This window comes from Solibacillus sp. FSL R7-0682 (assembly GCF_038005985.1).
Taxonomy (GTDB): Bacteria; Bacillota; Bacilli; order Bacillales_A; family Planococcaceae; genus Solibacillus.
Genome location: NZ_JBBOUI010000001.1, coordinates 3,387,489 through 3,410,141 on the forward strand (window position 1 = coordinate 3,387,489; position 22,653 = coordinate 3,410,141).

Below are 22,653 nucleotides of genomic sequence, written 5' to 3' on the forward strand. Positions count from 1 at the left end.
CGTGATTATACATAGTGCACTTAACAATTTAAGCTTTAGACACGTCCGATTTCATTTACAGCCTTGTCCATACTCTTATCATACGCCTGTAATACTTTTTGATTCGCTTCGAATGCACGATACGCAGTCATTAAGTCTGTCATTGCTTTAGCAGAGTCAACATTCGAGCCTTCTAAGTATTGCTGCTGCATTGAAAACTGTACGCCAGCTTGTCCGTATGCAGATGGTAATGCAACACCATCAAGTGTATTGAAAAGACCATTGTCACGCTTTACAAGTACGTCAGGGTTTGCAGAGAATGCTACCCCTAATGTTCCAACTTGCACATCGTTTTCATCAAAAATCGCACCTTCTGGAGTAATACGAATATTATCATTTGTAAATTGTAGACGCTCTCCAGTTGAATCGAGTACATATAAGCCTTGTGGATTCACTAAGTTCCCTTGACCATCAAGTGTAAAGTTACCATTGCGCGTATACGCTTCTGTACCATTTTCGTTTTCAAGACGGAAGAAAATTGCACCAGAATTTCCTGAAGCAGCATCAATTGGTAATGTACGATCAATTAACGCTACGTCTGTTGTTAACCCTGTTGAATAAATTTGCCCTTGAGTTTGGTTCGGAAGCGTTTCTTGTAAATATACACCCGCATTTAACGAACCTACTGTATTTAACTTTTTTAAAGCAAAGCCGTTTTCTGTCGGAATCGTTGTCGAACTCACTGCTGACATTAACATGTCTGGAAATGAACGAATAGTCGTTTGATCTGATTTAAAACCTGGTGTTTTGGCATTCGCCATGTTGTTTGTTAAAATTTCTGTCTTACGTTGCTGTGCAACCATTCCTGTTGCAACCGTATAAAAACCTTTAAACATCGATTTCACCTCGAATAAATTATATTTATATAATATCGGTAGGTTTTACTCAAATATTAGCTATTTGTAACGAGTGACTACTTTATCCCTACAGCACGGTCGATATTATCTAGCATAATACCAGTTCCTAGTGCTACACAATTCATCGGATTTTCTGCGATAAATACCGGTACCTTTAACTCTTCGATTAAAAGCTGATCCATTCCATGTAATAATGCACCGCCACCTGTAATAATTACCCCTCGGTCAATAATATCTGCAGATAATTCAGGTGGCGTTTTTTCTAATACATTTTTGGCCGCTTGAACAATCATGCCAACTGATTCACGGAGTGCATGCTCAATCTCATCAGAATTGATTTCAATTGTACGAGGTAAGCCTGTCACCATATCACGACCACGTATCTCCATAGATTCGTTACGTCCTCCAGGGAATACTGTGCCGATTGTTATTTTAATACTTTCTGATGTACGCTCACCAATTAGGAGCTTGTATTCTTTCTTTATGTATTGCAAGATGTCATTATCGAATACGTCACCTGCGACCTTGATTGATTCACTTGTTACAATATCCCCCATTGACAATACCGCTACATCTGTTGTTCCGCCACCAATATCTACTACCATATTGCCGCTTGGCTGGAAAATGTCCATACCCGCTCCGATTGCTGCCACTTTTGGCTCTTCTTCTAAGTATACTTTTTTGCCACCTGATTTTTCAGCTGCTTCACGAATAGCTTTTTGCTCTACACTTGTAATATTTGTCGGACAGCAAATTAAAATGCGTGGCTTGGATAAAAAGCCTTTTACATCTAGCTTATTGATGAAATGCTTTAACATTGCCTCTGTAACGTCAAAGTCAGCGATTACCCCATCCTTTAATGGGCGAATCGCGATAATGTTGCCTGGTGTACGTCCCACCATTTGACGCGCCTCTTCACCTACAGCTAGTACTTTATTTGTTTTTTTATCAATTGCCACTACTGACGGTTCATTTAGAACAATGCCTTTTCCTTTAACGTGGATCAACACATTTGCAGTTCCTAAATCGATTCCAATATCTTTAGAAAACATGTTTGTTTATTCTCCTTCCACCGATTCCAACATGTATACGTATCCTATACTACTTTATCTTATTTATTTTATCATAAAGGGTAGTGAATTACATCTAAATTTATGGCAAGTAATTTCCTTTAATAGGTATTTTATTGGAAAAATTTTATGAAATGTCGTCTATTGAAAAGCACAAGTTAATAATAACATTATGCGCTAGTCCTCTTCTTGATTCTTTCGAGCAAGCTCTTACTTTCATATAGCTCAAAAAAGCATTTAGAATGCTGATTTGCGCAATCTAAATGCTTTTTTGAAATTGCTTGGAAATCCACTTCTTTCGTGTCGCTTCACCTCCACGCAAATGGCGAATCGATTTATTGTACGCTAACACTTGCTGAACTTGATAGGCGAGTGGTTCATTCACTTGTCTTAATCGTTCTGTCAAATCTTTGTGTACTGTGCTTTTAGAAAAACCAGTCATTTTAGCAAGTGCACGCACCGTTTCTCCGGTCTCTATCAACAGTTCTCCCAATCGAACGCAACGATGCCGAATATGTTCGTGCACAATCTCTCCCTCTCCACCGAGTATAAAAAAGCAATTCAATAAGGCCCGATAGGTGAAATCTCACTATCTGTGTGGGATTTTAAATCCCCCACTGATAGAAGTTTCCCTTTATGCTTCACCTTATGATTCAATTGCTTTGTTTATTCGAAGGATTTCGAGATCATTTAAAATGATAAATATTTTCTTGGGTTGACAACGACACCTTGTTCTAATACTTCAAAGTGTAAGTGAATACCTACTGCAGGATTTGCCTCATTTTCCTGCGAAGTGGCAATTTGCTCACCTTGTGATACTTGGTCGCCTTCTTTAACAAGAATGTCGGCTACCGAGTGATAACGAGTTTGCATACCGTTTGGATGATTAATTGTAATCGTATTGCCTGTGAAATCATCCATTTTCACTTCTGCGACTTCTCCACTCATCGCTGCGACTACCTCAAAAGGTTCGCTATTAATCGCAATCGATAAGCCTGTAGACATTGTATACACTTGGTTAAACACGACTAATGCATTTTCACGTGATGCTTCGTCAGCACTTACATCATAATAATCCTGCAAAATCGCAACTTCATTTAAAAACTCTTCTTTAAAAGGATACTTCAACGATTCTTCCTTCGTTGACGTAGAAATTAAGTTTTGTCCCTGTGAAGATGCTTCTTCCGGAACAGCTTCCTCTTGCTGACTTTCATATACTTGATTAAAACTTAAAATAACTGCCACAATCATCAATGCCATGCCACTATAAACGACTGGCCAAAACCATGGTCGCTGCATGACCGGCTTTTGAGAAGGTTTTTGTTTATCTTCTCTCATTTTCATCACCTCAAATGGAAGTGTAGACCGGTTTGAGAAAATTTAAACACCTTCATTAGAAGATTTTTCTATTTTGTACAAAAATTCATTTTTTCTAGCTTTGTTCCTGGGTAGTAATGCGCTAAAATTTGTTCTGCTGTTTGTCCATTTTGGGCCATCGTGTCTGCTCCGTACTGGCTCATTCCAACTCCGTGCCCAAAGCCCAATGTCGTCACACTCACCCCTTGTGTCGACCATTTCCAAGTAAAATTAGTAGAGCGTAAATTTAACTGCTCCCTAAAGTCTCTTCCAGACCACTTCTTTCCATTTATTTCGATTTCTTCTACGCGATTTGAATCATTACGAATAATTTTTGCGTTTTGATAATGCTTAGAATTAAAGCTTTGCTTTAGAAGTTGATTGAGTTCTTTAAAAGTAAATAAAACTTGTTCTGCAGGGCGTTGCTCGGGTGAGAAAACAGCTTGAAGATACGGTATGTTACTTCCGCTATAATTTTCGGCAGATTCTGTTTGTTTAATAGAGGTAGAGTGGAACATTGCTGTTATAAGTTGTCCTTCATACATTAATACTTGATTGTCCGTTTCTTTCACAGCTTGTGCTAATTTATTTTCGTTTGCTGCAAAAGCCGTTTTCCATTTTTGTTGGCGTGTTTCGGCCGTATTAAATACTTGATGCGCTGTAGTTGATTGGATTTCTTTCTTACCAGTATCCGTTTGCTTTAATGCATATGTTCGAGCAGCAATAGCCTGTGCCTTCAAAGCTTCCTCATGAAAACTTACTGGCATTTCTCCAGCAAGTACACCAATTAAATAGTCATTTAGCTCAACTTCTTGCCCGTTGACTTTTATCGTTAATGTACAACTTTCAACTGGAGGAGCAACGATGGAGGATTGTTCTTCATTACTTCTCAAAAAATACAGTGGCAACAAAAATAGTAATAAACATAGTAGTAAACATATAATCAATTTTTTCATATCACAATGTATGTATGATTTTTTTAAACATGCATATGATAGTAAAAAGTAAATGTTCCCTTATAGCAGGCAATCTATTAACTAATGAAAAAAGCATTCGGAAAAATAACCTTCCCCGAATGCTCATCTATCAAATTATGCAGTTACGATTTTTTCTTCTACAACTTTATCTTCTGTTTCAACACGTTCGATGTTTGCACCTAGTGCAGCTAATTTTTTATGGAAGTCCACATAGCCACGATCTAAATGGTGTAGCTTTGTAACACGTGTTACACCGTTTGAAACTAAACCAGTAAGAATAAGTGCAGCTGCGGCGCGTAAATCAGTAGCCGATACTTCTGCGCCTTGTAACGATTTACCGCCTTCAATAAATACAGAGCGACCTTCAATTTTCGCATCAGCGTTCATACGTCGGAATTCTTCCACGTGCATAAAGCGATTTTCAAAAACAGTTTCTGTAATTATACTCGTACCTTCCGCCGTTAACATTAAAGCCATCAATTGGGATTGCATATCTGTCGGGAAACCAGGGTGTGGCATTGTCTTAATATCCACAGCTTTTAGTGGGTCATTTGCGCGCACACGAATGCCTTCTTCTTCTTCCGTCACTTCAATACCCATTTCTCGCATTTTTGCGATTACGGCTGTCAAATGCTCTGGAACCGCATTTTCAATGAATACATCCCCACGAGTAATCGCTGCTGCGACCATGAACGTTCCTGCTTCAATACGGTCTGGAATAATATAATGCTCGCAACCTTTTAACTCTTCTACACCTTCAATACGAATTGTGTCCGTACCTGCACCAAATACTCGGCCACCCATTCCATTAATGAAGTTTGCTAAATCTACTATTTCAGGCTCTTTCGCTGCATTCTCAATAATTGTCGTTCCTTTTGCTAATGCTGCTGCCGTCATAATATTTTCAGTAGCACCTACACTTGGGAAATCTAAGTAAATCTCTGCACCTTTTAAATCGCCGTTTACTTTAGCTTCTACGTAGCCATGACCAAATGAAATCTCCGCTCCCATTGCTTCAAAGCCTTTTAAGTGTAGCTCGATTGGACGTGATCCAATTGCACAGCCTCCTGGTAATGCTACGCGAGCAAACCCATTACGTGCTAAAAGTGAACCCATTACTAAAATCGAGGCACGCATTTTGCTTACAAACTCAAATTGCGCTTCACTTGAAAGCTTCATTGAAGTATCGATAATCATTTCATTTTGATCTACTTTATAATCAACAATTGCATTTAAGCTTTTTAAAACTTCGCCAATAGTACTTACATCTGCTAAGTTTGGTACATCTTTTATTATATTTTTATCTTTTGAAGCTAATAGAGAAGCAGCTAAAATTGGTAATACAGCATTTTTGGCACCTTCAACGCGTACCGTTCCTTTTAGCGTCTGACCCCCAGTAACAATAATTCTCTCCACAATTCGTCCCTCCGAATTCGATTCTCATATACAAATTTATAAGTTCGTTTACTTTATTTTAAATTTCATTTGACTTCAATTTTCACACACAAAAATCATCTTACATTGTATGGGGCAGTTATTCAAGCACCCAAATCACTATTTTAATCTAAATTCGCAGAAATGGCTATTAATTTATAATACGCAGCAGAACAATTTAGTGTGAATAGATAGAAATTCGTAGAAAAATATCTTCCTAGGTTACTACCCACATTAAGCAAGTTTACAAACATATAATATTTCCTAGGAAATTTTAATTTTTATAGAGAAAAACAAGCCATTGTTCCCTCCTATAAAAATTAAATTAGTAATCAATAATATGCAGTCAATTGAAAATAAAGGGGATAGTTTGGGACCAGGTCAAAAAATTAACAAAAAAATCTGCTACTGTAGAACCAAGCACAATACTCATTATAATATAAAATAATTTAATTTGGAACGTTTTTCCTTTTTTAAACAACTGTTCAATTCTTAATCCTTGTAGGGCATAAAATGATATCCCAATAAATATGATATATGCGGATATGTTCATTATTGCCTGTTGAGCTGCTTGTGCATATAAATCCAATGCCATCATCCCTTCTTCATACTTATTAAAAAAGCGGGCAGATTGCTCTGCCCGCTTAAAATCAAATTAGATATTACCCTCATGAACGTTGATACGATTCAACGCACGTTTTAATGCTAAATCAGCACGTTTGAAATCGATGTCATCTTGTTTCTTTTGAAGGCGACCTTCAGCACGGGCTAAAGATTCTTTAGCGCGCGCAACGTCGATTGAAGAAGCAACTTCAGCAGAAGGAGCTAAAATCGAAATTTTCTCAGGACGTACTTCAATGAAACCGCCGCTAATTGCTGCAAGTTCAGTAGTGCCATCTGCTTTTTTAAGCTTCACTGCACCAATTGCAAGTGGAGCAACCATTGGAATATGGCCAGCTAAGACACCAATTTCACCTGAAGTTGTTTTAGCGATAACCATCGATACCTCTGAATCGTATACTGGGCCGTCGGGAGTGACAATATTGACTGTAACTGTCTTCATATTTTTTCCTCCTCGTCAGCTAATTAAACTTGTACGCCCATTTCTTTAGCTTTCGCTACTACTTCATCAATAGATCCAACTAAACGGAAAGCATCTTCTGGTAAGTGATCCCATTTGCCATCAAGGATTTCCTTGAATGAACGAACAGTTTCTTTAACCGGTACATAAGAACCTTTTTGACCAGTGAATTGCTCCGCTACGTGGAAGTTTTGAGATAAGAAGAACTGGATACGACGAGCACGTTCTACTGTTTGTTTATCTTCGTCAGATAATTCATCCATACCTAAGATTGCGATGATATCTTGTAACTCACGGTAACGTTGGATTGTACGTTGAACACCAGTTGCAATTGCGTAGTGTTCTGGACCAACGATTTCTGGTGATAATGCACGAGAAGTCGAAGCTAATGGGTCAACCGCAGGGTAGATACCCATTTCAGATAATTTACGCTCAAGGTTAGTTGTTGCATCTAAGTGGGCGAAAGTTGTAGCTGGAGCCGGGTCAGTATAGTCATCGGCTGGTACATAAATCGCTTGAATAGAAGTAACAGAACCTTTAGTTGTAGATGTAATACGCTCTTGTAATTTACCCATTTCTGTAGCAAGTGTTGGTTGGTAACCTACTGCTGAAGGCATACGACCTAATAAGGCAGAAACCTCAGAACCTGCTTGTGTGAAACGGAAGATGTTGTCGATGAATAAAAGTACGTCTGCACCTTGCTCATCACGGAAGAATTCAGCCATTGTTAAACCAGTTAAAGCAACACGCATACGTGCACCTGGTGGTTCATTCATTTGTCCGAATACCATCGCAGTTTGTTTGATTACGCCTGAATCAGTCATTTCGAAGAATAAGTCGTTACCCTCACGAGTACGCTCACCTACACCCGCGAATACTGAAATACCAGCGTGCTCTTGTGCGATGTTATTAATTAATTCTTGGATTAATACTGTTTTACCTACACCGGCACCACCGAATAGACCGATTTTACCACCTTTGATGTATGGTGCTAATAAGTCTACTACTTTGATACCTGTTTCAAGGATTTCTACAGTAGTTGATAATTGATCGAATGTTGGAGCTTCGCGGTGAATTGAATCACGACGAACTTCAGCAGGAATCTCTTCGCCTAAGTCGATAACTTCACCAAGTACGTTGAATACGCGACCTAATGTAGCTTCACCAACTGGTACTGAGATTGGTGCTCCTGAATTTGTTACTTCTGCTCCACGTTGTAAACCGTCAGTAGATGACATGGCAATCGTACGAACAGAATCGTCACCTAAGTGAAGCGCTACTTCTAATGCAAGAGTAGTTGGAGCTTCATTAGGACGTTCGATTGTAACTGTTAATGCGTTATAAATTGCTGGTAATTCACCATTAGCAAACTTTACGTCTACTACTGGACCCATTACCTGAAGAACGTGTCCTTTGTTCATTACTGTGTACCCTCCTATCGTATTCTTATACGACGTTGGTAAAGTTGCAGCCTATTCTAAGGCAGCAGCTCCACCAACGATTTCTGTAATTTCTTGTGTAATCGCCGCTTGACGTGCACGGTTATATTGTAGAGATAAATCTGCAATAAGATCGTTGGCATTGTCTGTAGCGTTTTTCATTGCTGTCATACGCGCTGAATGTTCACTCGCTTTTCCGTCTAATAACGCGCCGTAAATTAAGCTTTCCGCATATTGAGGAAGTAATACTTCTAAAATTGCTTCGCCTGATGGCTCGAATTCATATGAAGCATTGCTTGTTGAAGGTGCAATATCAGTTAAAGGAAGAACTTTTTTCACAGTCACTTCGTTTGCAATTGCAGATACGAAGTGATTGTAGTACATATAAAGTTCATCATACGTACCATCAATGAACATACCAACAGCATTACGAGCGATTTCTTTAATATCAGCAAATGACGGTTGGTCTGGTAGAGCAACTACATCTGCGATAACATTGTGTCCACGCTTTACAAAGTAATCACGAACAACACGACCTACTGCTAAAACAACATACTCATCCTTCGATTTGTGACGCTCATTAATTGTGCGTTGTACTTCACGTAGGATACTTGAGTTGTATGCACCTGCTAGACCACGGTCAGAACCAATTACTAAGTAAGCTGTTTTCTTTACAGGACGAGAAGTTAGCATAGGATGCCCACTGTCTTTTGTACCTGATGCGATTGCGCCTACTACGTCTTGGATCTTTTCCATGTAAGGAACATAAGCTTTAGCGTTTTGCTCTGCACGACGTAACTTTGAAGAAGAAACCATCTGCATTGCTTTAGTAATTTGTTTCGTTGACTTTGTAGAGTTAATACGACCTTTAATTTCGCGTAAGTTTACCACTGGTATTTCACCACCTTTTGATTTTTATCAAGTTCTTATCGACCAAAAAAGAGTTGTCCAGCCTTTCACGCAAACTTGGCTTTACGTGAAAAGCTGTTCAATTCTTACTCAGATTTTGCGAAAGTTTTTTTGAATGCGTTAATCGCTTCTACGTACTCTGCGTCTGGAGCAAGTTCTTTAGTAGTACGAACGTGATCTAAAACGTTTGTGTGGTTTGAATCTAACCAGCTTAAGAATTCGTTTTCAAAACGAACGATGTCTTGTACTGGAATATCATCTAAGTGACCTTTAGTTAATGCATAAAGGATCGCAACTTGTTTTTCAACTTTTAATGGTTTGTTTAAGTCTTGTTTTAAAACTTCAACTGTACGTTTACCACGCTCTAATTTAGCAAGTGTGATAGCGTCTAAGTCAGAACCGAATTGAGCGAATGACTCTAACTCACGGAATGCTGCTAAGTCAAGACGTAATGTACCAGCTACTTTTTTCATCGCTTTGATTTGAGCAGAACCACCTACACGTGATACTGATAAACCAGCGTTAATTGCTGGACGTACACCAGAGTTGAATAAATCAGATTGTAAGAAGATCTGACCATCTGTAATAGAAATTACGTTTGTTGGGATATATGCAGAGATATCGCCCGCTTGCGTTTCAACGAATGGAAGCGCCGTAATAGAACCGTTTTTGTAAGTTTCGTTTAGCTTCGCAGCACGCTCTAATAAACGGCTGTGTAAGTAGAATACGTCACCAGGGTATGCTTCACGACCTGGAGGACGGCGTAGAAGAAGTGAAAGTTCACGGTAAGCTGATGCTTGTTTTGTTAAGTCATCATACACGATTAAAACGTGTTTACCTTGTAACATGAATTCCTCTGCCATTGATACACCAGCAAATGGTGCTAAGAATAATAATGGCGCTGGTTGTGATGCTGATGCAGTCACTACGATTGTGTAATCTAATGCACCGTGCTTACGGAAAGTTTCAACTACGTTACGTACAGTTGATTCTTTTTGTCCGATTGCTACATAGATACAAATCATGTCTTCGCCTTGTTGGTTTAAGATTGTATCGATTGCTACCGATGTTTTACCAACTTGACGGTCACCGATGATTAACTCACGTTGACCACGACCGATTGGTACTAAAGCGTCGATCGCTTTGATACCAGTTTGTAATGGCTCATGTACTGATTTACGTGCCATTACACCGAAAGCTGGACTTTCGATTGGACGAGATTTTGTTGTGTTGATTGGACCTAATCCATCCACTGGCATACCAAGTGGGTTTACAACACGACCAATTAGTTCTTCACCAACTGGTACTTCCATAATACGACCTGTACGACGAACCTCATCGCCTTCTTTGATGTCTAGGTAGTCACCTAAAATAACGATACCTACGTTACCTTCTTCTAGGTTTTGTGCCATACCCATAACACCGTTTGAGAACTCTAAAAGCTCTCCAGCCATGGCGTTGTCGAGGCCATGAGCACGAGCGATACCGTCACCAACAGTGATAACTGTACCTACTTCGCTTACTTTTAATTCCGATTGATAACCTTCAATCTGCTGCTTAATCAGACTGCTGATTTCTTCAGCTTTGATGCCCATGTATGTTCACCTCTCACATTTCTTAAAATTTAGCCGACTAATACACGTTTTAAGCCTTCTAGCTTAGAAGCTACAGTGCTGTCAAAAATATAGTTGCCGATTTGAACGCGTACGCCACCAATTAATGACGCATCGATAATGTTTGTAATGTTAAGTTGCTCTTTACCCACTAATTTAGCAAATGCGGCAGAAACTTCTGCACGTTCTTCAGCTGTTAATTCGCGAGTAGAGTATACTTTTGCATCTGCAGTGCCTTGGGCAGCAGCTGCTAATGCTTGGAACTGATCAGCTACAGCCGTTAATTCATTTAAACGTTTCTTTTCAATTAAGAATTGAATCATGTTTACAACGATTGGTTGAGCGCCAGATAAAATTTGAGCAACAAGCTCTTTCTTGCGGTCAGAAGAGATTTTTGGAGCACTAAGTAATGCAAAAAACTCATCGTTTGAAGCTAATACCTTTTTAAGCTCTTGTAAATCTGAACCTACTTCAGCAAGAATGTTTTGTTGTTGTGCTGACTCGAAAATTGCTTGTGCATAACGATTTGCTACAGTCGATTGACTCATTTCGCTTCGCCTGCCTTCGCAATCGTTTCTTTAATTAATGCGCTATTGTCTGCTTCAGAAATTTCTTTCCCAAGAACTTTAGACGCAGCAAGTACTGATAATGAAACGACTTCTTCACGAACAGCCGCAATTGCTTTCTCTTTTTCTGCTTCGATATCACGAACTGCAGACTCTTTTAAACGATTGGCTTCAGTGCGAGCAGCTGAAACGATTTCTTCGCGAGTTGCTTCGCCTTGCTTTTTAGCACCTTCAATAATTGATTGTGCTTCTGTACGAGCTTCTTTCAGAAGACTCTTTTGTTCTTCTAATAGTGCTTTTGTTTCTTTCTTAGCTTTTTCAGCTGCATCAATACCGTTGGCAACTAATTCTTCACGTTCTTGCATGATGCCCATTAATGGACCCCAAGCGAACTTTTTAAGAAGGATCATTAAAACTAAGAAGATAACTAGTGTAGCGATGATGTCGCCAGTGTTGAATTTTTCAGCACCAGCTCCTAGTACTAGATAATCTAACACGATTGTTTCACTCCCTTCAAGAGCTTTGAGATCTTAAATAATCTATATTGTGTAACTCTTTACTTTCATGTTAAAAATTGCAAAATAAGGGTATACCTTGATTTATACAAAAGTAATGGCGAAGGCTTTTATTAAGAAGTCTACTTCGCCATTGGAAATAATAATCGTTTATCGATTATTGGTTCATTACGATGAATGCTACTACTACTGCGATGATCGGTAATGCTTCTACTAACGCAACCCCGATGAACATTGTAGTTTGAAGAACGCCACGAGCTTCTGGTTGACGAGCGATACCTTCTACTGTTTTAGAAACGATTAAACCGTTACCAATACCTGCACCTAATGCTGCTAAACCGATTGCGATTGCTGCTGCTAATAAACCTACTGAACCTACCATTTTAATATCCTCCTTGGATTGTTGTATTTTTTTGGTTCAAATTACCGCACTGCTATGAATACGGAAATTTATAATTAATGGTCTGTACTCACTTTGTGAGCCATGTAAACCATTGTTAACATAGTGAAAATGAAAGCTTGGATTAACCCGATAAAGATCGAGAAACCTTGCCATGCCATCATCGGTACGATTGCACCAACGAAGCCTAGAGCACTTGTTGTTGCTAATCCGGCGATTAAAGTGATTAAAATCTCACCGGCATAAATGTTACCGTAAAGACGTAGGCCAAGAGTTAACGTATTCGCGAACTCTTCGATAATCTTTAATGGGAACATGAATGACATTGGTTGGAAGAATGTTTTAGTATACCCTCCAGTTCCATGCATTTTCACACCATAGTAATGTGTTAATACAAGAACCATTGCTGCTAATGTCATTGTTACTGTTGGATCGGCAGTTGGTGATTTCCACCATAAGTCATGTCCGTAAGCGATACCACCAAATGGTAAACCAAGTAAGTTGGCAACCGCGATGAACATAATTAGCGTGATTCCAAGAATATGGAATCGACCACCTGTTTTCCAGTCCATATTACTTTTAATGATGTTCTTCACGAAATCCATAATCCATTCCATGAAGTTCTGCATACCAGTTGGTTTTAATGCTAATTTACGAGTTGAAATAACAGCGATTAAAAACACGACGATAGCTGTGACAAGAAGCATCATTACAGTAGATAAGTTGAACGTAAGCGTCATAAAGCCTAAATCCACATCGAACTCTGGAGCTGTATGATTCATTTTTGCATTCACCTCTCTTTCAAATTGCACTTTAACGGCTTTTTGTGTAATGTACAATTCTTTCTATTACTAAAAAGACGTACGGAATCATAAGCCCAATGACCGTGCTTATTAAGTGAAAATATTGTGGCAACGATATTGCGATTGCGACTGCGGCAACACCTGATCCGAAGCGAAGTACTGTACCGATAGATGCTACTTTTGTCCCTTCACTAATGGAACGGTCAAATTTTTCCATACGTCGAACCAATATCCAAAAGTTATACGTACCAAAGAACGCACCCAGGGCTATACCAGCAAATATCGAATCATATGGCGAAAATCCCCAGCCTAACGCACAAACAGCAAGCAAAAAAAATAACGCTTTCTTCTGCATTGCAAAAATGTGATGCAAATCTAGCATTGGCAATTAATCTCCTGAAACATTTTTCGAGTAAAGAAAGTGTTCATCGACCATTAAGTGAATTTTAATCATAGTAAATGCACTACAAAAATTAGAGGCCGTTACAAGTACTAAATAATAGTAACGATAGAGTTACTCCATAGTTACCATTTAATCCATACTTCTAAATGACTCTTAATCTTTACGGACTTTAATCCAGACGCATAAAAACGTTGCAAATTGACAAGTTTTGTTTGAACTGTCAATCTAGTAGAAACTTGATATAACAAGCGTTTCAACGTCTTTAGACTAGACGAAACCCTTATCATTCTTACCCTTTGTAAGCATACAATAGGGGGTTTTTGATGTCAATTAGTAATGAGAAAAAACTTGACAGCGTTGATTTCCTTGTCAAATTGTTGACAAATTTGTGTACATATATTCACTAAATCTACTCTAAGTTTTTTCATATTAACAAAAATCCGCTATCTCATGCACATTTCTTGTTTTCCCATTATTTGGTTTAATAAAAAAATTTTTTTTAGCATTTTAATAGCGAATTTCTATCTTGACATCTATTAACGTAAAGTACGTCCCACTTATTTCTAAATCGGTACTTTTAGATGCGTTATTTGTTATTGTTTATTTGCAAATTTTAACAACGCTTCTACGATACGTTGAGAGGCGAATCCGTCCCCGTATGGGTTGGATGCATGAGCCATTGCCTCATATGCTGCTTTATCTGTTAATAATTCCTTCGCCATTGTATAAATAACATTCTCATCTGTACCAGCTAACTTTAAAGTACCCGCAGCAATACCTTCTGGTCGCTCAGTTGTATCACGTAAAACAAGAACTGGCTTCCCTAATGAAGGTGCTTCTTCTTGTACGCCACCTGAATCCGTTAAAATCATAAATGAACGTGCTGCAAAGTTGTGGAAATCGAATACTTCTAATGGTTCGATTAAATGTACACGTGGGTTGTCCCCTAAAATTTCATTTGCGACTTCACGAACAGCTGGATTCATGTGTACTGGATAGACAACCTGAATATCATCATGCTCTGCTAACAAGCGCATTATAGCACGGAACATGTTGCGCATTGGTTCACCTAAATTTTCACGACGGTGGGCAGTTAACAAAATCATGCGATCTGTGCCTATTTTTTCTAGCACCGAATGTGTATATTCTTTACTAACTGTCGTTTTTAATGCATCAATCGCCGTATTTCCCGTAACAAAAATTGCCTCATCTAATTTATTTTCCTTTAGTAGGTTTTCACGAGACTGTTCTGTTGGGGCAAAATGAAGGTCAGCCATTACGCCTGTAAGCTGGCGGTTCATTTCTTCTGGGTATGGCGAATATTTTTTACCAGTACGAAGCCCTGCTTCCACGTGGCCGATTGCGATTTGATTGTAAAATGCAGCTAAACTTCCGATAAATGTTGTAGCTGTATCTCCGTGTACTAAAACGATGTCCGGCTTTGCTTCTTTCATGACACGATCTAGACCAATTAATGCATTTGTAGCTACATCCACCAATGTTTGACGATCCTTCATAATGTTTAAGTCGTAATCAGGTTGAATTTTAAATGTTTCTAACACTTGGTCTAGCATTTGGCGATGCTGAGCAGTTACTGTCACGATTGATTCAATTTGATCTGTATACTTTTGCAATTCTATTACGAGTGGTGCCATTTTAATGGCTTCCGGGCGTGTCCCAAAAATCGTCATTACTTTGTATTTTTTCGTCATTTTAATTGTCCTTTCTAATAAAGCATTTCATTTCTAAGAAAAACGCCCGCAGCTAGATGATACGGGCGTTAATACTCTATTATTTTGTACCGAATAAACGGTCTCCTGCGTCACCTAAGCCTGGAACAATATAGCCATGGTCATTTAATTTTTCATCAAGAGATGCGATGTAAATGTCTACATCTGAGTGATGTTTTTGAATTTCTTCTACGCCTTCTGGAGCTGCAATTAAGCACATGAATTTAATGTTTTTAGCACCGCGCTTTTTCAGTGAGTTGATTGCCTCTACTGCTGAACCACCAGTCGCTAACATTGGATCCACAATAATGAAATCACGCTCTTCTACATCAGCAGGAAGCTTTGCATAATATTCTACTGGTTTTAATGTTTCTGGGTCACGGTAAAGACCGATGTGACCTACTTTTGCAGCAGGAATTAATTTAAGAACACCGTCTACCATACCGATCCCTGCACGTAAGATTGGAACGATTGCAATTTTCTTACCAGATAATACTTTTGCTTTTGCTTTTGTAACTGGTGTTTCCACTTCGATTTCTTCTAATGGTAAATCACGAGTAATTTCAAATGCCATTAATGTTGCCACTTCGTCAACTAGTTCACGGAATTCTTTTGTACCTGTTTCTTTATCTCGAATATAAGTTAACTTATGTTGAATTAATGGGTGGTCAAATACATATACTTTGCTCACTGTGACATCTCCTAACTGTTGTTTATCTAAATTAGTATACCAGAAAAGCGTACTATCGAAAACTATCGGATAAATGTTTTGACTCCGCATATCAGAAATTATTGTTATTACCTACATTGCCCCATATAAATTATGGATTTTTCCTTTGTTCATCTAATAAGTTTGATGCTTCTTCAATTGGCAGTGGCCTCGAATAATGGTAGCCCTGTACAACATCGCATTTGAGCTGTTTTAATATTATAGCCTGTTCGAGCGTTTCTACCCCTTCTGCAACTACAATCATATCTAACATGTGCGCAATTTGGATAATCGATTTAACAATTGTTTGTGTTGCAAGTTCATCAATTTTTTGTGAGAAACTTTGATCAATTTTTATTTCATTGAAAGAGAATTTCTGTAAATAGCTTAATGAAGAATAGCCAATCCCAAAATCATCAACACTTGTAGAAATACCCAAAGCCCGTAACTTATACAAAATAGCTCGCGCTCGCTCAAAATCAAATAGCCCCATATTTTCCGTTATTTCAATAATGATAAAACTTGGATCGGCGTAATACGTTTGAATAAGTTCCTTGAGCGTCGGAATAAACAATGGATGATAAAAATGATCTGGTGAAATGTTGACTGCAATCGGTATGCTTCGTTTCCCTTCATATTGGCGTTGTTGTTGCCATTTTAATACTTTCTCAAAAATTTGTAGCTCGAGTTCACGAATAAGGCCCGCATTTTCTGCAATCGGAATAAATTCAGCTGGAGAAACGAAGCCGAGCTCTGGTGAAATCCAGCGGGCGAGAGCTTCCATACTTAAAATTCGTCCTCGCCGTAGTTCAAATTTCGGTTGAAAATATACTGTTATGTCATTTTTACGGATTGCTTGTTTAAAATGGTTTAAAATACTTAATTCCCGCTCTATATCTTGGTCTGCCCGTTTTAAATGATAAGTTGTTTGCGTACCATGAATTATCTTGGACTTCGTGAGTGCACTTTCTGCAAAGCGAATTGAATCGTGGCATTGACTCGTTTCTTCAAGAGGTGCAATACCAGCCTTTAAAGTAATATACACCTGCTGTCCTTCAATTAAAAATGGTTCATTAATATGATCAATAATAGAGTTTTTATTTTTTATAATCGATTGAAATTCAATTGGTGAATACATAATTAATGCCGAGCTTGTAAAGCGTGCGATGTCACTATTTTCACTTGAAGATACCATTTTGAGACGTTTCCCTAGCTCTTTAAGTAATTCTTCCCCAGCTGGCCGTCCATATAGCTCAACAATTTTTGAGAATTCACCGGGTTCTATAATTTTTATTACACCATTTTTTCGCTCTTCACGGTATCGTTTAATCATTTTTAAAAATTGCATATAACTTGGCAAATTCGTTGAAGGATCTGTATATGTTAGCCGCTCAATTTGCTGCTCATGCATTTCAACTTTATAAATTAATTTTACAATTCGACTTAGTTTTTCATAAAAATCTAAATCAGACACATCTCCTTGACGCGCTAATACATCATATATAACAAAATAGCCAATAGGTTCATCATTTGACGAATAGACCGGTATAAATCGACAGGATGCTGCATGATGTTGTACCGCATATAAAAAGGTTTCATTATGTATGGCTAATTGTGACAAAGACGACCATTCTAACATTTTACGCCTTGTTAATAATTGCTGATGGTAATTCCGTTCTTCCTCTGAAAGAACTCGAGGTTCCCTATTTCCTTGAATGTTAAAACGGGCAGAAGGAATAAGAACAATCTCTTGTTTTTTTAAATATGTAAAGGTTGTATAAGTATGAAGCAAGTAATCTATCTCACTACAAATTTCTCGCATCTTGCCTTCAAAGCAACCGTCTTCTTGCATGATAATGGCATTAATATTATTAACAAAATTCAATTCTGATTCAATCAGCTGGGTTTTTAGGGACCTTTCTATTACTAAAAGGAAAGTATTACTTTCAAGCGCGATACTTTGAATCACTACAAAGCTTCTCCCATTTAGCATTACTTCAATCGGTCCAGTAAAGTTGTTTGTTACAATCGACATTAATTGCGCATGCTTTTCTTGGTTACCTTGTAAGTACACGCTATCTAAAAAATTATTTGGAAGTTGATTCGGTTCAAATATTTTTTTAAAGATAATATTATAATCTAATATTTTAAAAGTCGAATCAATAATGACAAAGCTTCTTTGTTGCTGTATTCCAATATTTTTTATCCTATAAATTCGTGATATATCAGTTTGTTTTACAATACTTTCATCCATTTATCTACCACCTACTATGATTAATTGACTACGTATTTATAACTATATAACTATAGCTATCATAATCTAAATAGTAGAAATAATTCAACATACTATATAATATTATTCAGAAAATTCTATAAACATTTAATGTAAAAATATCCCCTTGCCATAACTCGTTGACAAGGGGATATGATTAGTTACCTATAGAATTAAGCGTATAAAGGATACTTTGCAGTTAACGCATCTACACGTTTGCGTGCTTCTTCTTTTGTCGCTGCATCTTCTGGGTTTTTAAGAACTAATGCAATAATTTTACCTACTTCAATTGCATCTTCTTCTTTGAAGCCACGAGATGTGATAGCAGCTGTACCTACACGAACACCTGAAGTAACGAATGGTTTTTCTGTATCGTAAGGAATTGTGTTTTTGTTCGTAGTAATTGCTACTTCATCTAATAAGTGCTCTGCTACTTTACCTGTTAAGCCTAATGATTTGACGTTTAATAGTAATAAATGGTTGTCTGTACCGCCTGAAACGATTTCCACGCCTTCTTTAATTAAGCTATCTGCTAATGCTGCTGCATTTAATTTGATTTGTTTTGCGTAGTCTTTGAATTCTGGTTGTAATGCTTCGCCAAATGCTACTGCTTTTGCAGCGATCACGTGCATTAATGGACCACCTTGAATTCCTGGGAATACAGATTTATTTAATTCTTTTTCCCATTTTTCGTCATTTGTTAAAATCATCCCACCACGTGGTCCACGTAATGTTTTGTGTGTTGTTGTTGTTACGAAGTCTGCATATGGAACTGGGTTCATATGCTCACCTGCAGCAACAAGCCCTGCGATGTGTGCCATGTCGACCATGAAGTAAGCGCCCACTTCATCTGCAATTTCACGGAATTTTGCAAAGTCAATTGCACGTGGATAAGCTGAAGCACCTGCAACGATTAATTTTGGTTTTGCTTCTAATGCTTTTTGGCGAACATCTTCATAATCGATTACATTTGTATCTTCTGTTACACCGTACTCTACGAAGTTGTAAAGAATACCAGAGAAGTTTACTGGTGAACCGTGTGTTAAGTGTCCACCATGAGATAGGTTCATCCCAAGAACTGTATCACCTGGTTGTAAAATTGTGTGGTAAACAGCCATATTTGCTTGTGCACCTGAGTGAGGTTGAACATTTACATAAGCTGCACCGAATAATTCTTTTGCACGGTCACGCGCGATATCTTCTACAACGTCTACATGCTCACAGCCGCCGTAGTATCGTTTACCTGGGTAACCTTCAGCATATTTATTTGTAAGGTATGAACCTTGTGCTTCCATTACTGCTTCTGATACAAAGTTCTCAGATGCAATAAGTTCGATGTTTGTGTTTTGACGTTTTTTCTCTAGTAAAATTGCGTCTAATATTGCCTTGTCTTGACCTGCTAATTTTTCAAATGCCATTCTCATATCCCCCTAAATATTGTTCCGAATTATCGGAGCTTCCTATTCAAAATAATGATTTACTTATATTGCGCACGTACGCCGCCGATAAGCTTTGGACGTGTTGTAGCTAATGTAATCACTGCGTTACCTAATTGTTTAATTGATGTACGAATCGGAACAGCGACATTTTTTAAATGCATGCCAATTAATGTTTGACCGATATCGATGCCTGCATGGGCTTTAATCGATTCAACGACGACAGGCTCCTTCATCTGTGTATAAGCATACGCGGACATAGACCCGCCTGCAGTATTTACTGGTACTACAGATACGGGCTCTAAATGGTACTTTTTAGCGGCAGCAGCTTCAATCGTAAGTGCACGATTTATATGCTCGCAGCCTTGAAAAACTAAATAAAGCTTATGTTTTTGCGCAAATTTTGAAAATTCTTCATATAGAACTTGCGCTACATCGAGTGCACCAGCTGTTCCGATTTTTTCACCCATGACTTCGGAAGTAGAGCAGCCGACTACAAATAACTGATTTTCGGTAAACTTCACTTGCTGTTCAAATTCCTGTAACGCTTGCGCCAAGTTTTTTTGTACATCATGTAAGTTCATCATCTTCAGTTACCCTTCGATTTCAGAAATTTTTTCGACACGGCGTGTGTGACGTCCGCCTTCGAATTCAGTGTTTAACCATGTTGTAACAATTTCACGTGCAAGTCCTGGACCAATTACGCGCTCACCCATCGCTAAAATGTTTGAGTCATTATGACAACGTGTTGCTTTTGCTGAAAATACATCATGTACTAATGCACAACGGATGCCTTTAAATTTGTTTGCTGCAATAGAAATCCCAATACCTGTACCACAAATTAAAATACCACGGTCAAATTCACCTGCTGCAACACGCTCCGCAACTGGGCGTGCATAATCTGGATAATCCACAGAATCATTTGTTGTTGGTCCAAAATCTTCATAGCTAATGGATAGTTCGTCTAATAGCGCCATAATTTCTTTACGTAAATTATTGCCACCATGATCGGAAGAAATCGCAATTTTCAAGTGGGGTCCCTCTTTTCATTTATATTCAACAACAGTGTACCATTTATCTCACCATAATGACACGTATTTTAAGCGACGATTTTTGATTTTATGTATAAAACACGAATATTCTAGCTTACAAATACATAATCGTTAGTTTTTTAAGTAAATTTAACAAGCTTATGTAAAGGATTATACGTGATTTCATCATTAAAAAATACCATTTTTCTAATCAGAAAAATGGTATTTTAGTATATTGTATTTAGCAGCTTAGCATTGCATTTTACTTTGTTCGGTCAAACTGTTGGATCATTTTGTATAACTCAGCTGATTGTTGTTTTAAATCGCTTGATAATGCTTCTACTTGTTTAATCGCATACGATTGTTGAGATGAAGCTGCACTTACTTCTTGTGCGCTTGCTGATGTTTGCTCTGCAATTGCAGCAACCTCTTGTGATTGACGAGATGTATGCTCAATATTTTTCATTTGCTGGTCGACTAATTGTGAAATATTTACGACATCATCTGCCATTTCATAAACAGATTTCGACATCCCTTCTACTGCAGTTGTCGTCTCTGACACGCGTGAAGATTCGTTTACAGCAAACGCAACTTGCTCATTCATTTGTCTTACTACAACAGCTACATTTTGTTGCATTGTTTGAATGAGTTTAGTAATGCCTTGCACTGCATTTGCACTTTCGTCCGCTAAACCTCTTACTTCCTCTGCGACAACAGCAAATCCTTTCCCATGCTCACCTGCACGAGCTGCTTCAATTGATGCATTTAATGCTAATAAATTCGTTTGCCCAGCAATATCTCCTACTAAACCAATAATGTGTTCAATTTGCTCTGCATTTTTTTCTAGTTCTTGGATATTACCTAACGCATCCTCATTATCTTGGGCGATTTTTTGTATGCTATGTACAACACCATTAATTGCTTCCGTTGTCGATGATAAATTTGTTAAAAGCTCTTTTGATCGATTTGCTGAAATTAATGCTTTATTATTTACTTCCGAAGCTAATACTCTTACCTCCTCGATAGCTTCTGCCGTTTCTTGAATTGCCTTTGCAGAAGACTCAGCTCCTAATGAAATATGTGAAATATTACTTGTAATTTGCTCTGCATTTTCCGTTACAGTCGAACTTTGATCTGAAAGCTTAACAATCGTATGATCTGTCGTTTTATAATTGTCTTCAATTCCATCGACCATTTTGCGTAAATTCTGAACCATCGCTTGGAATGCCTCTGCAACAGTACGAATTTCATCATTCGTTTTTGGCATGTCAACATCTTTACCAATTTTCCCTTGGGCAACTTCATTGGCTGACTTCTCCAATAATTGCAATGGTCGTATAATAATTAAGCTAAAAATAGCTGCTAGTGCACATGACCAAAAGATCCCAAGTGCATATGTAATAATCTGAAATACACTACTGCTTATCGTTTCGAAAAACATTGGCTGTATATACTGTATAAACACATAGCTACACGTATAAGTAACAGCCGCTAATATCCCAACAAACAGTACAAGTTTTCTGCGTAAATTAAATAACTTTTTTTCTGAATTCATCTAGTTCGTATCCTCCATCTTTAATTTCTTTTCTAGTTCTGTTATTGCTTCATTTAGTTCTTCAAAGGTTTGTTGATATACAGTAAGATTTCCTCCATAGGGATCTTGTATATCCTGATGTATGTTAGATAGAGCATACTCGTTTAATGTAAAAACTTTGTCTCGCCCTTCCTCCATTACTTGTAACACCATTTCTTTGTGGGCAGCTGTCATCGTTAAAATTAAATCTGCCCATTTTGCATCGTCTTGATTAAATGTAGAAGAAACGTGATCATGTTTAATATTTTGTTCGTCTAATACTGTCTTTGCATTGAGCGACATTGCACTTCCTTCATAGGCATATATTCCTGCTGAACGTACCTCCACATTTTTTAAATTCCTACTTTTTAAAATTGCTTCAGCCATAGGACTTCTACAAGTATTGCCCGTACAAATAAAATAAATATTCATCAATACCA

General features: G+C 38.0%; 24 protein-coding genes. All 24 read right to left on the reverse strand.

Features of this window, described 5'->3' with window-relative positions; genetic code table 11:
- Positions 1–35: 35 nt before the first annotated feature.
- The 24 genes from MKZ17_RS17020 to MKZ17_RS17135 all read right to left on the reverse strand — a co-directional run bounded on the left by MKZ17_RS17020 (position 36) and on the right by MKZ17_RS17135 (position 22,645).
- Entirely contained in the window at positions 36–875 is an 840-nt protein-coding gene (locus MKZ17_RS17020; RefSeq protein ID WP_340724924.1) for a flagellar hook-basal body protein, read from the reverse strand.
- Between the two features lie 77 nt (positions 876–952).
- Positions 953–1,948: a rod shape-determining protein gene (locus MKZ17_RS17025; protein ID WP_340724925.1), complete on the reverse strand. Its 996-nt coding sequence runs from the start codon at positions 1,946–1,948 to the stop codon at positions 953–955.
- A gap of 277 nt (positions 1,949–2,225) precedes the next feature.
- Positions 2,226–2,492: a sporulation transcriptional regulator SpoIIID gene (locus MKZ17_RS17030; RefSeq protein WP_340724927.1), complete on the reverse strand. Its 267-nt coding sequence runs from the start codon at positions 2,490–2,492 to the stop codon at positions 2,226–2,228.
- A gap of 164 nt (positions 2,493–2,656) precedes the next feature.
- Entirely contained in the window at positions 2,657–3,304 is a 648-nt protein-coding gene (locus MKZ17_RS17035; protein ID WP_340724928.1) for a M23 family metallopeptidase, read from the reverse strand.
- 68 nt (positions 3,305–3,372) lie between these two features.
- Positions 3,373–4,215 (reverse strand): stage II sporulation protein D, encoded by an 843-nt coding sequence (gene spoIID / locus MKZ17_RS17040; protein ID WP_340724929.1) that lies wholly within the window; start codon positions 4,213–4,215, stop codon positions 3,373–3,375.
- A 198-nt stretch (positions 4,216–4,413) separates the two neighbouring features.
- Positions 4,414–5,715 carry a UDP-N-acetylglucosamine 1-carboxyvinyltransferase gene (gene murA, locus MKZ17_RS17045; protein WP_340724930.1) on the reverse strand — a complete coding sequence of 434 codons (1,302 nt, stop codon included), beginning with the start codon at positions 5,713–5,715 and terminating at the stop codon, positions 4,414–4,416.
- Positions 5,716–6,079: 364 nt separating this feature from the next.
- Entirely contained in the window at positions 6,080–6,331 is a 252-nt protein-coding gene (locus MKZ17_RS17050) for a DUF1146 family protein (RefSeq protein WP_340724931.1), read from the reverse strand.
- A 57-nt stretch (positions 6,332–6,388) separates the two neighbouring features.
- The gene (locus MKZ17_RS17055; RefSeq protein ID WP_340724932.1) at positions 6,389–6,796 is read right to left on the reverse strand and encodes a F0F1 ATP synthase subunit epsilon; all 408 of its coding nucleotides are present in this window, start codon (positions 6,794–6,796) and stop codon (positions 6,389–6,391) included.
- Between the two features lie 23 nt (positions 6,797–6,819).
- Entirely contained in the window at positions 6,820–8,235 is a 1,416-nt protein-coding gene (gene atpD / locus MKZ17_RS17060; protein WP_340724933.1) for a F0F1 ATP synthase subunit beta, read from the reverse strand.
- A 51-nt stretch (positions 8,236–8,286) separates the two neighbouring features.
- Positions 8,287–9,144 (reverse strand): ATP synthase F1 subunit gamma, encoded by an 858-nt coding sequence (atpG, locus tag MKZ17_RS17065; protein ID WP_340724934.1) that lies wholly within the window; start codon positions 9,142–9,144, stop codon positions 8,287–8,289.
- 104 nt (positions 9,145–9,248) lie between these two features.
- On the reverse strand, positions 9,249–10,757 hold the full coding sequence (gene atpA, locus MKZ17_RS17070) for a F0F1 ATP synthase subunit alpha (protein ID WP_340724935.1): 1,509 nt from the start codon (positions 10,755–10,757) through the stop codon (positions 9,249–9,251).
- 29 nt (positions 10,758–10,786) lie between these two features.
- Positions 10,787–11,323: a F0F1 ATP synthase subunit delta gene (locus MKZ17_RS17075; protein ID WP_340724936.1), complete on the reverse strand. Its 537-nt coding sequence runs from the start codon at positions 11,321–11,323 to the stop codon at positions 10,787–10,789.
- Complete coding sequence (atpF, locus tag MKZ17_RS17080) at positions 11,320–11,841, reverse strand: F0F1 ATP synthase subunit B (protein WP_340725576.1); 522 nt, start codon at positions 11,839–11,841, stop codon at positions 11,320–11,322. Before atpF ends, MKZ17_RS17075 begins: the two co-directional genes overlap by 4 nt.
- 172 nt (positions 11,842–12,013) lie before the next feature.
- Positions 12,014–12,238: a F0F1 ATP synthase subunit C gene (atpE, locus tag MKZ17_RS17085; RefSeq protein WP_340724937.1), complete on the reverse strand. Its 225-nt coding sequence runs from the start codon at positions 12,236–12,238 to the stop codon at positions 12,014–12,016.
- A 74-nt stretch (positions 12,239–12,312) separates the two neighbouring features.
- Entirely contained in the window at positions 12,313–13,038 is a 726-nt protein-coding gene (gene atpB / locus MKZ17_RS17090; protein ID WP_340724938.1) for a F0F1 ATP synthase subunit A, read from the reverse strand.
- Between the two features lie 31 nt (positions 13,039–13,069).
- A complete protein-coding gene (locus tag MKZ17_RS17095) occupies positions 13,070–13,441 on the reverse strand; it encodes an ATP synthase subunit I (protein ID WP_340724939.1) in 372 nt (123 codons plus the stop codon).
- A 614-nt stretch (positions 13,442–14,055) separates the two neighbouring features.
- The gene (wecB, locus tag MKZ17_RS17100) at positions 14,056–15,174 is read right to left on the reverse strand and encodes a non-hydrolyzing UDP-N-acetylglucosamine 2-epimerase (protein WP_340724940.1); all 1,119 of its coding nucleotides are present in this window, start codon (positions 15,172–15,174) and stop codon (positions 14,056–14,058) included.
- Positions 15,175–15,253: 79 nt separating this feature from the next.
- The gene (gene upp, locus MKZ17_RS17105) at positions 15,254–15,883 is read right to left on the reverse strand and encodes a uracil phosphoribosyltransferase (protein ID WP_340724941.1); all 630 of its coding nucleotides are present in this window, start codon (positions 15,881–15,883) and stop codon (positions 15,254–15,256) included.
- A gap of 130 nt (positions 15,884–16,013) precedes the next feature.
- Complete coding sequence (locus tag MKZ17_RS17110; protein ID WP_340724942.1) at positions 16,014–18,155, reverse strand: putative bifunctional diguanylate cyclase/phosphodiesterase; 2,142 nt, start codon at positions 18,153–18,155, stop codon at positions 16,014–16,016.
- Positions 18,156–18,346: 191 nt separating this feature from the next.
- The gene (glyA, locus tag MKZ17_RS17115) at positions 18,347–19,591 is read right to left on the reverse strand and encodes a serine hydroxymethyltransferase (protein ID WP_340724943.1); all 1,245 of its coding nucleotides are present in this window, start codon (positions 19,589–19,591) and stop codon (positions 18,347–18,349) included.
- A 59-nt stretch (positions 19,592–19,650) separates the two neighbouring features.
- On the reverse strand, positions 19,651–20,196 hold the full coding sequence (locus MKZ17_RS17120) for a TIGR01440 family protein (protein ID WP_445326928.1): 546 nt from the start codon (positions 20,194–20,196) through the stop codon (positions 19,651–19,653).
- Between the two features lie 6 nt (positions 20,197–20,202).
- The gene (rpiB, locus tag MKZ17_RS17125) at positions 20,203–20,640 is read right to left on the reverse strand and encodes a ribose 5-phosphate isomerase B (protein ID WP_340724944.1); all 438 of its coding nucleotides are present in this window, start codon (positions 20,638–20,640) and stop codon (positions 20,203–20,205) included.
- 262 nt (positions 20,641–20,902) lie between these two features.
- Complete coding sequence (locus tag MKZ17_RS17130; RefSeq protein WP_340724945.1) at positions 20,903–22,195, reverse strand: methyl-accepting chemotaxis protein; 1,293 nt, start codon at positions 22,193–22,195, stop codon at positions 20,903–20,905.
- Complete coding sequence (locus MKZ17_RS17135; RefSeq protein WP_340724946.1) at positions 22,196–22,645, reverse strand: low molecular weight protein arginine phosphatase; 450 nt, start codon at positions 22,643–22,645, stop codon at positions 22,196–22,198.
- Positions 22,646–22,653 lie beyond the last annotated feature (8 nt).

What these genes read in the sequence shown, in the direction of transcription:
- MKZ17_RS17075 (WP_340724936.1), bottom strand. Translation starts at nt 11,323, where the DNA reads ATGAGTCAATCGACTGTAGCAAATCGTTATGCACAAGCAATTTTCGAG.
- MKZ17_RS17055 (WP_340724932.1), bottom strand. Translation starts at nt 6,796, where the DNA reads ATGAAGACAGTTACAGTCAATATTGTCACTCCCGACGGCCCAGTATAC.
- atpD (WP_340724933.1), bottom strand. Translation starts at nt 8,235, where the DNA reads ATGAACAAAGGACACGTTCTTCAGGTAATGGGTCCAGTAGTAGACGTA.
- MKZ17_RS17035 (WP_340724928.1), bottom strand. Translation starts at nt 3,304, where the DNA reads ATGAGAGAAGATAAACAAAAACCTTCTCAAAAGCCGGTCATGCAGCGA.
- atpE (WP_340724937.1), bottom strand. Translation starts at nt 12,238, where the DNA reads ATGGTAGGTTCAGTAGGTTTATTAGCAGCAGCAATCGCAATCGGTTTA.
- MKZ17_RS17095 (WP_340724939.1), bottom strand. Translation starts at nt 13,441, where the DNA reads ATGCTAGATTTGCATCACATTTTTGCAATGCAGAAGAAAGCGTTATTT.
- atpB (WP_340724938.1), bottom strand. Translation starts at nt 13,038, where the DNA reads ATGAATCATACAGCTCCAGAGTTCGATGTGGATTTAGGCTTTATGACG.
- MKZ17_RS17110 (WP_340724942.1), bottom strand. Translation starts at nt 18,155, where the DNA reads ATGGATGAAAGTATTGTAAAACAAACTGATATATCACGAATTTATAGG.
- MKZ17_RS17020 (WP_340724924.1), bottom strand. Translation starts at nt 875, where the DNA reads ATGTTTAAAGGTTTTTATACGGTTGCAACAGGAATGGTTGCACAGCAA.
- atpA (WP_340724935.1), bottom strand. Translation starts at nt 10,757, where the DNA reads ATGGGCATCAAAGCTGAAGAAATCAGCAGTCTGATTAAGCAGCAGATT.
- MKZ17_RS17050 (WP_340724931.1), bottom strand. Translation starts at nt 6,331, where the DNA reads ATGATGGCATTGGATTTATATGCACAAGCAGCTCAACAGGCAATAATG.
- MKZ17_RS17025 (WP_340724925.1), bottom strand. Translation starts at nt 1,948, where the DNA reads ATGTTTTCTAAAGATATTGGAATCGATTTAGGAACTGCAAATGTGTTG.
- wecB (WP_340724940.1), bottom strand. Translation starts at nt 15,174, where the DNA reads ATGACGAAAAAATACAAAGTAATGACGATTTTTGGGACACGCCCGGAA.
- glyA (WP_340724943.1), bottom strand. Translation starts at nt 19,591, where the DNA reads ATGGCATTTGAAAAATTAGCAGGTCAAGACAAGGCAATATTAGACGCA.
- MKZ17_RS17130 (WP_340724945.1), bottom strand. Translation starts at nt 22,195, where the DNA reads ATGAATTCAGAAAAAAAGTTATTTAATTTACGCAGAAAACTTGTACTG.
- MKZ17_RS17135 (WP_340724946.1), bottom strand. Translation starts at nt 22,645, where the DNA reads ATGAATATTTATTTTATTTGTACGGGCAATACTTGTAGAAGTCCTATG.
- MKZ17_RS17120 (WP_445326928.1), bottom strand. Translation starts at nt 20,196, where the DNA reads ATGATGAACTTACATGATGTACAAAAAAACTTGGCGCAAGCGTTACAG.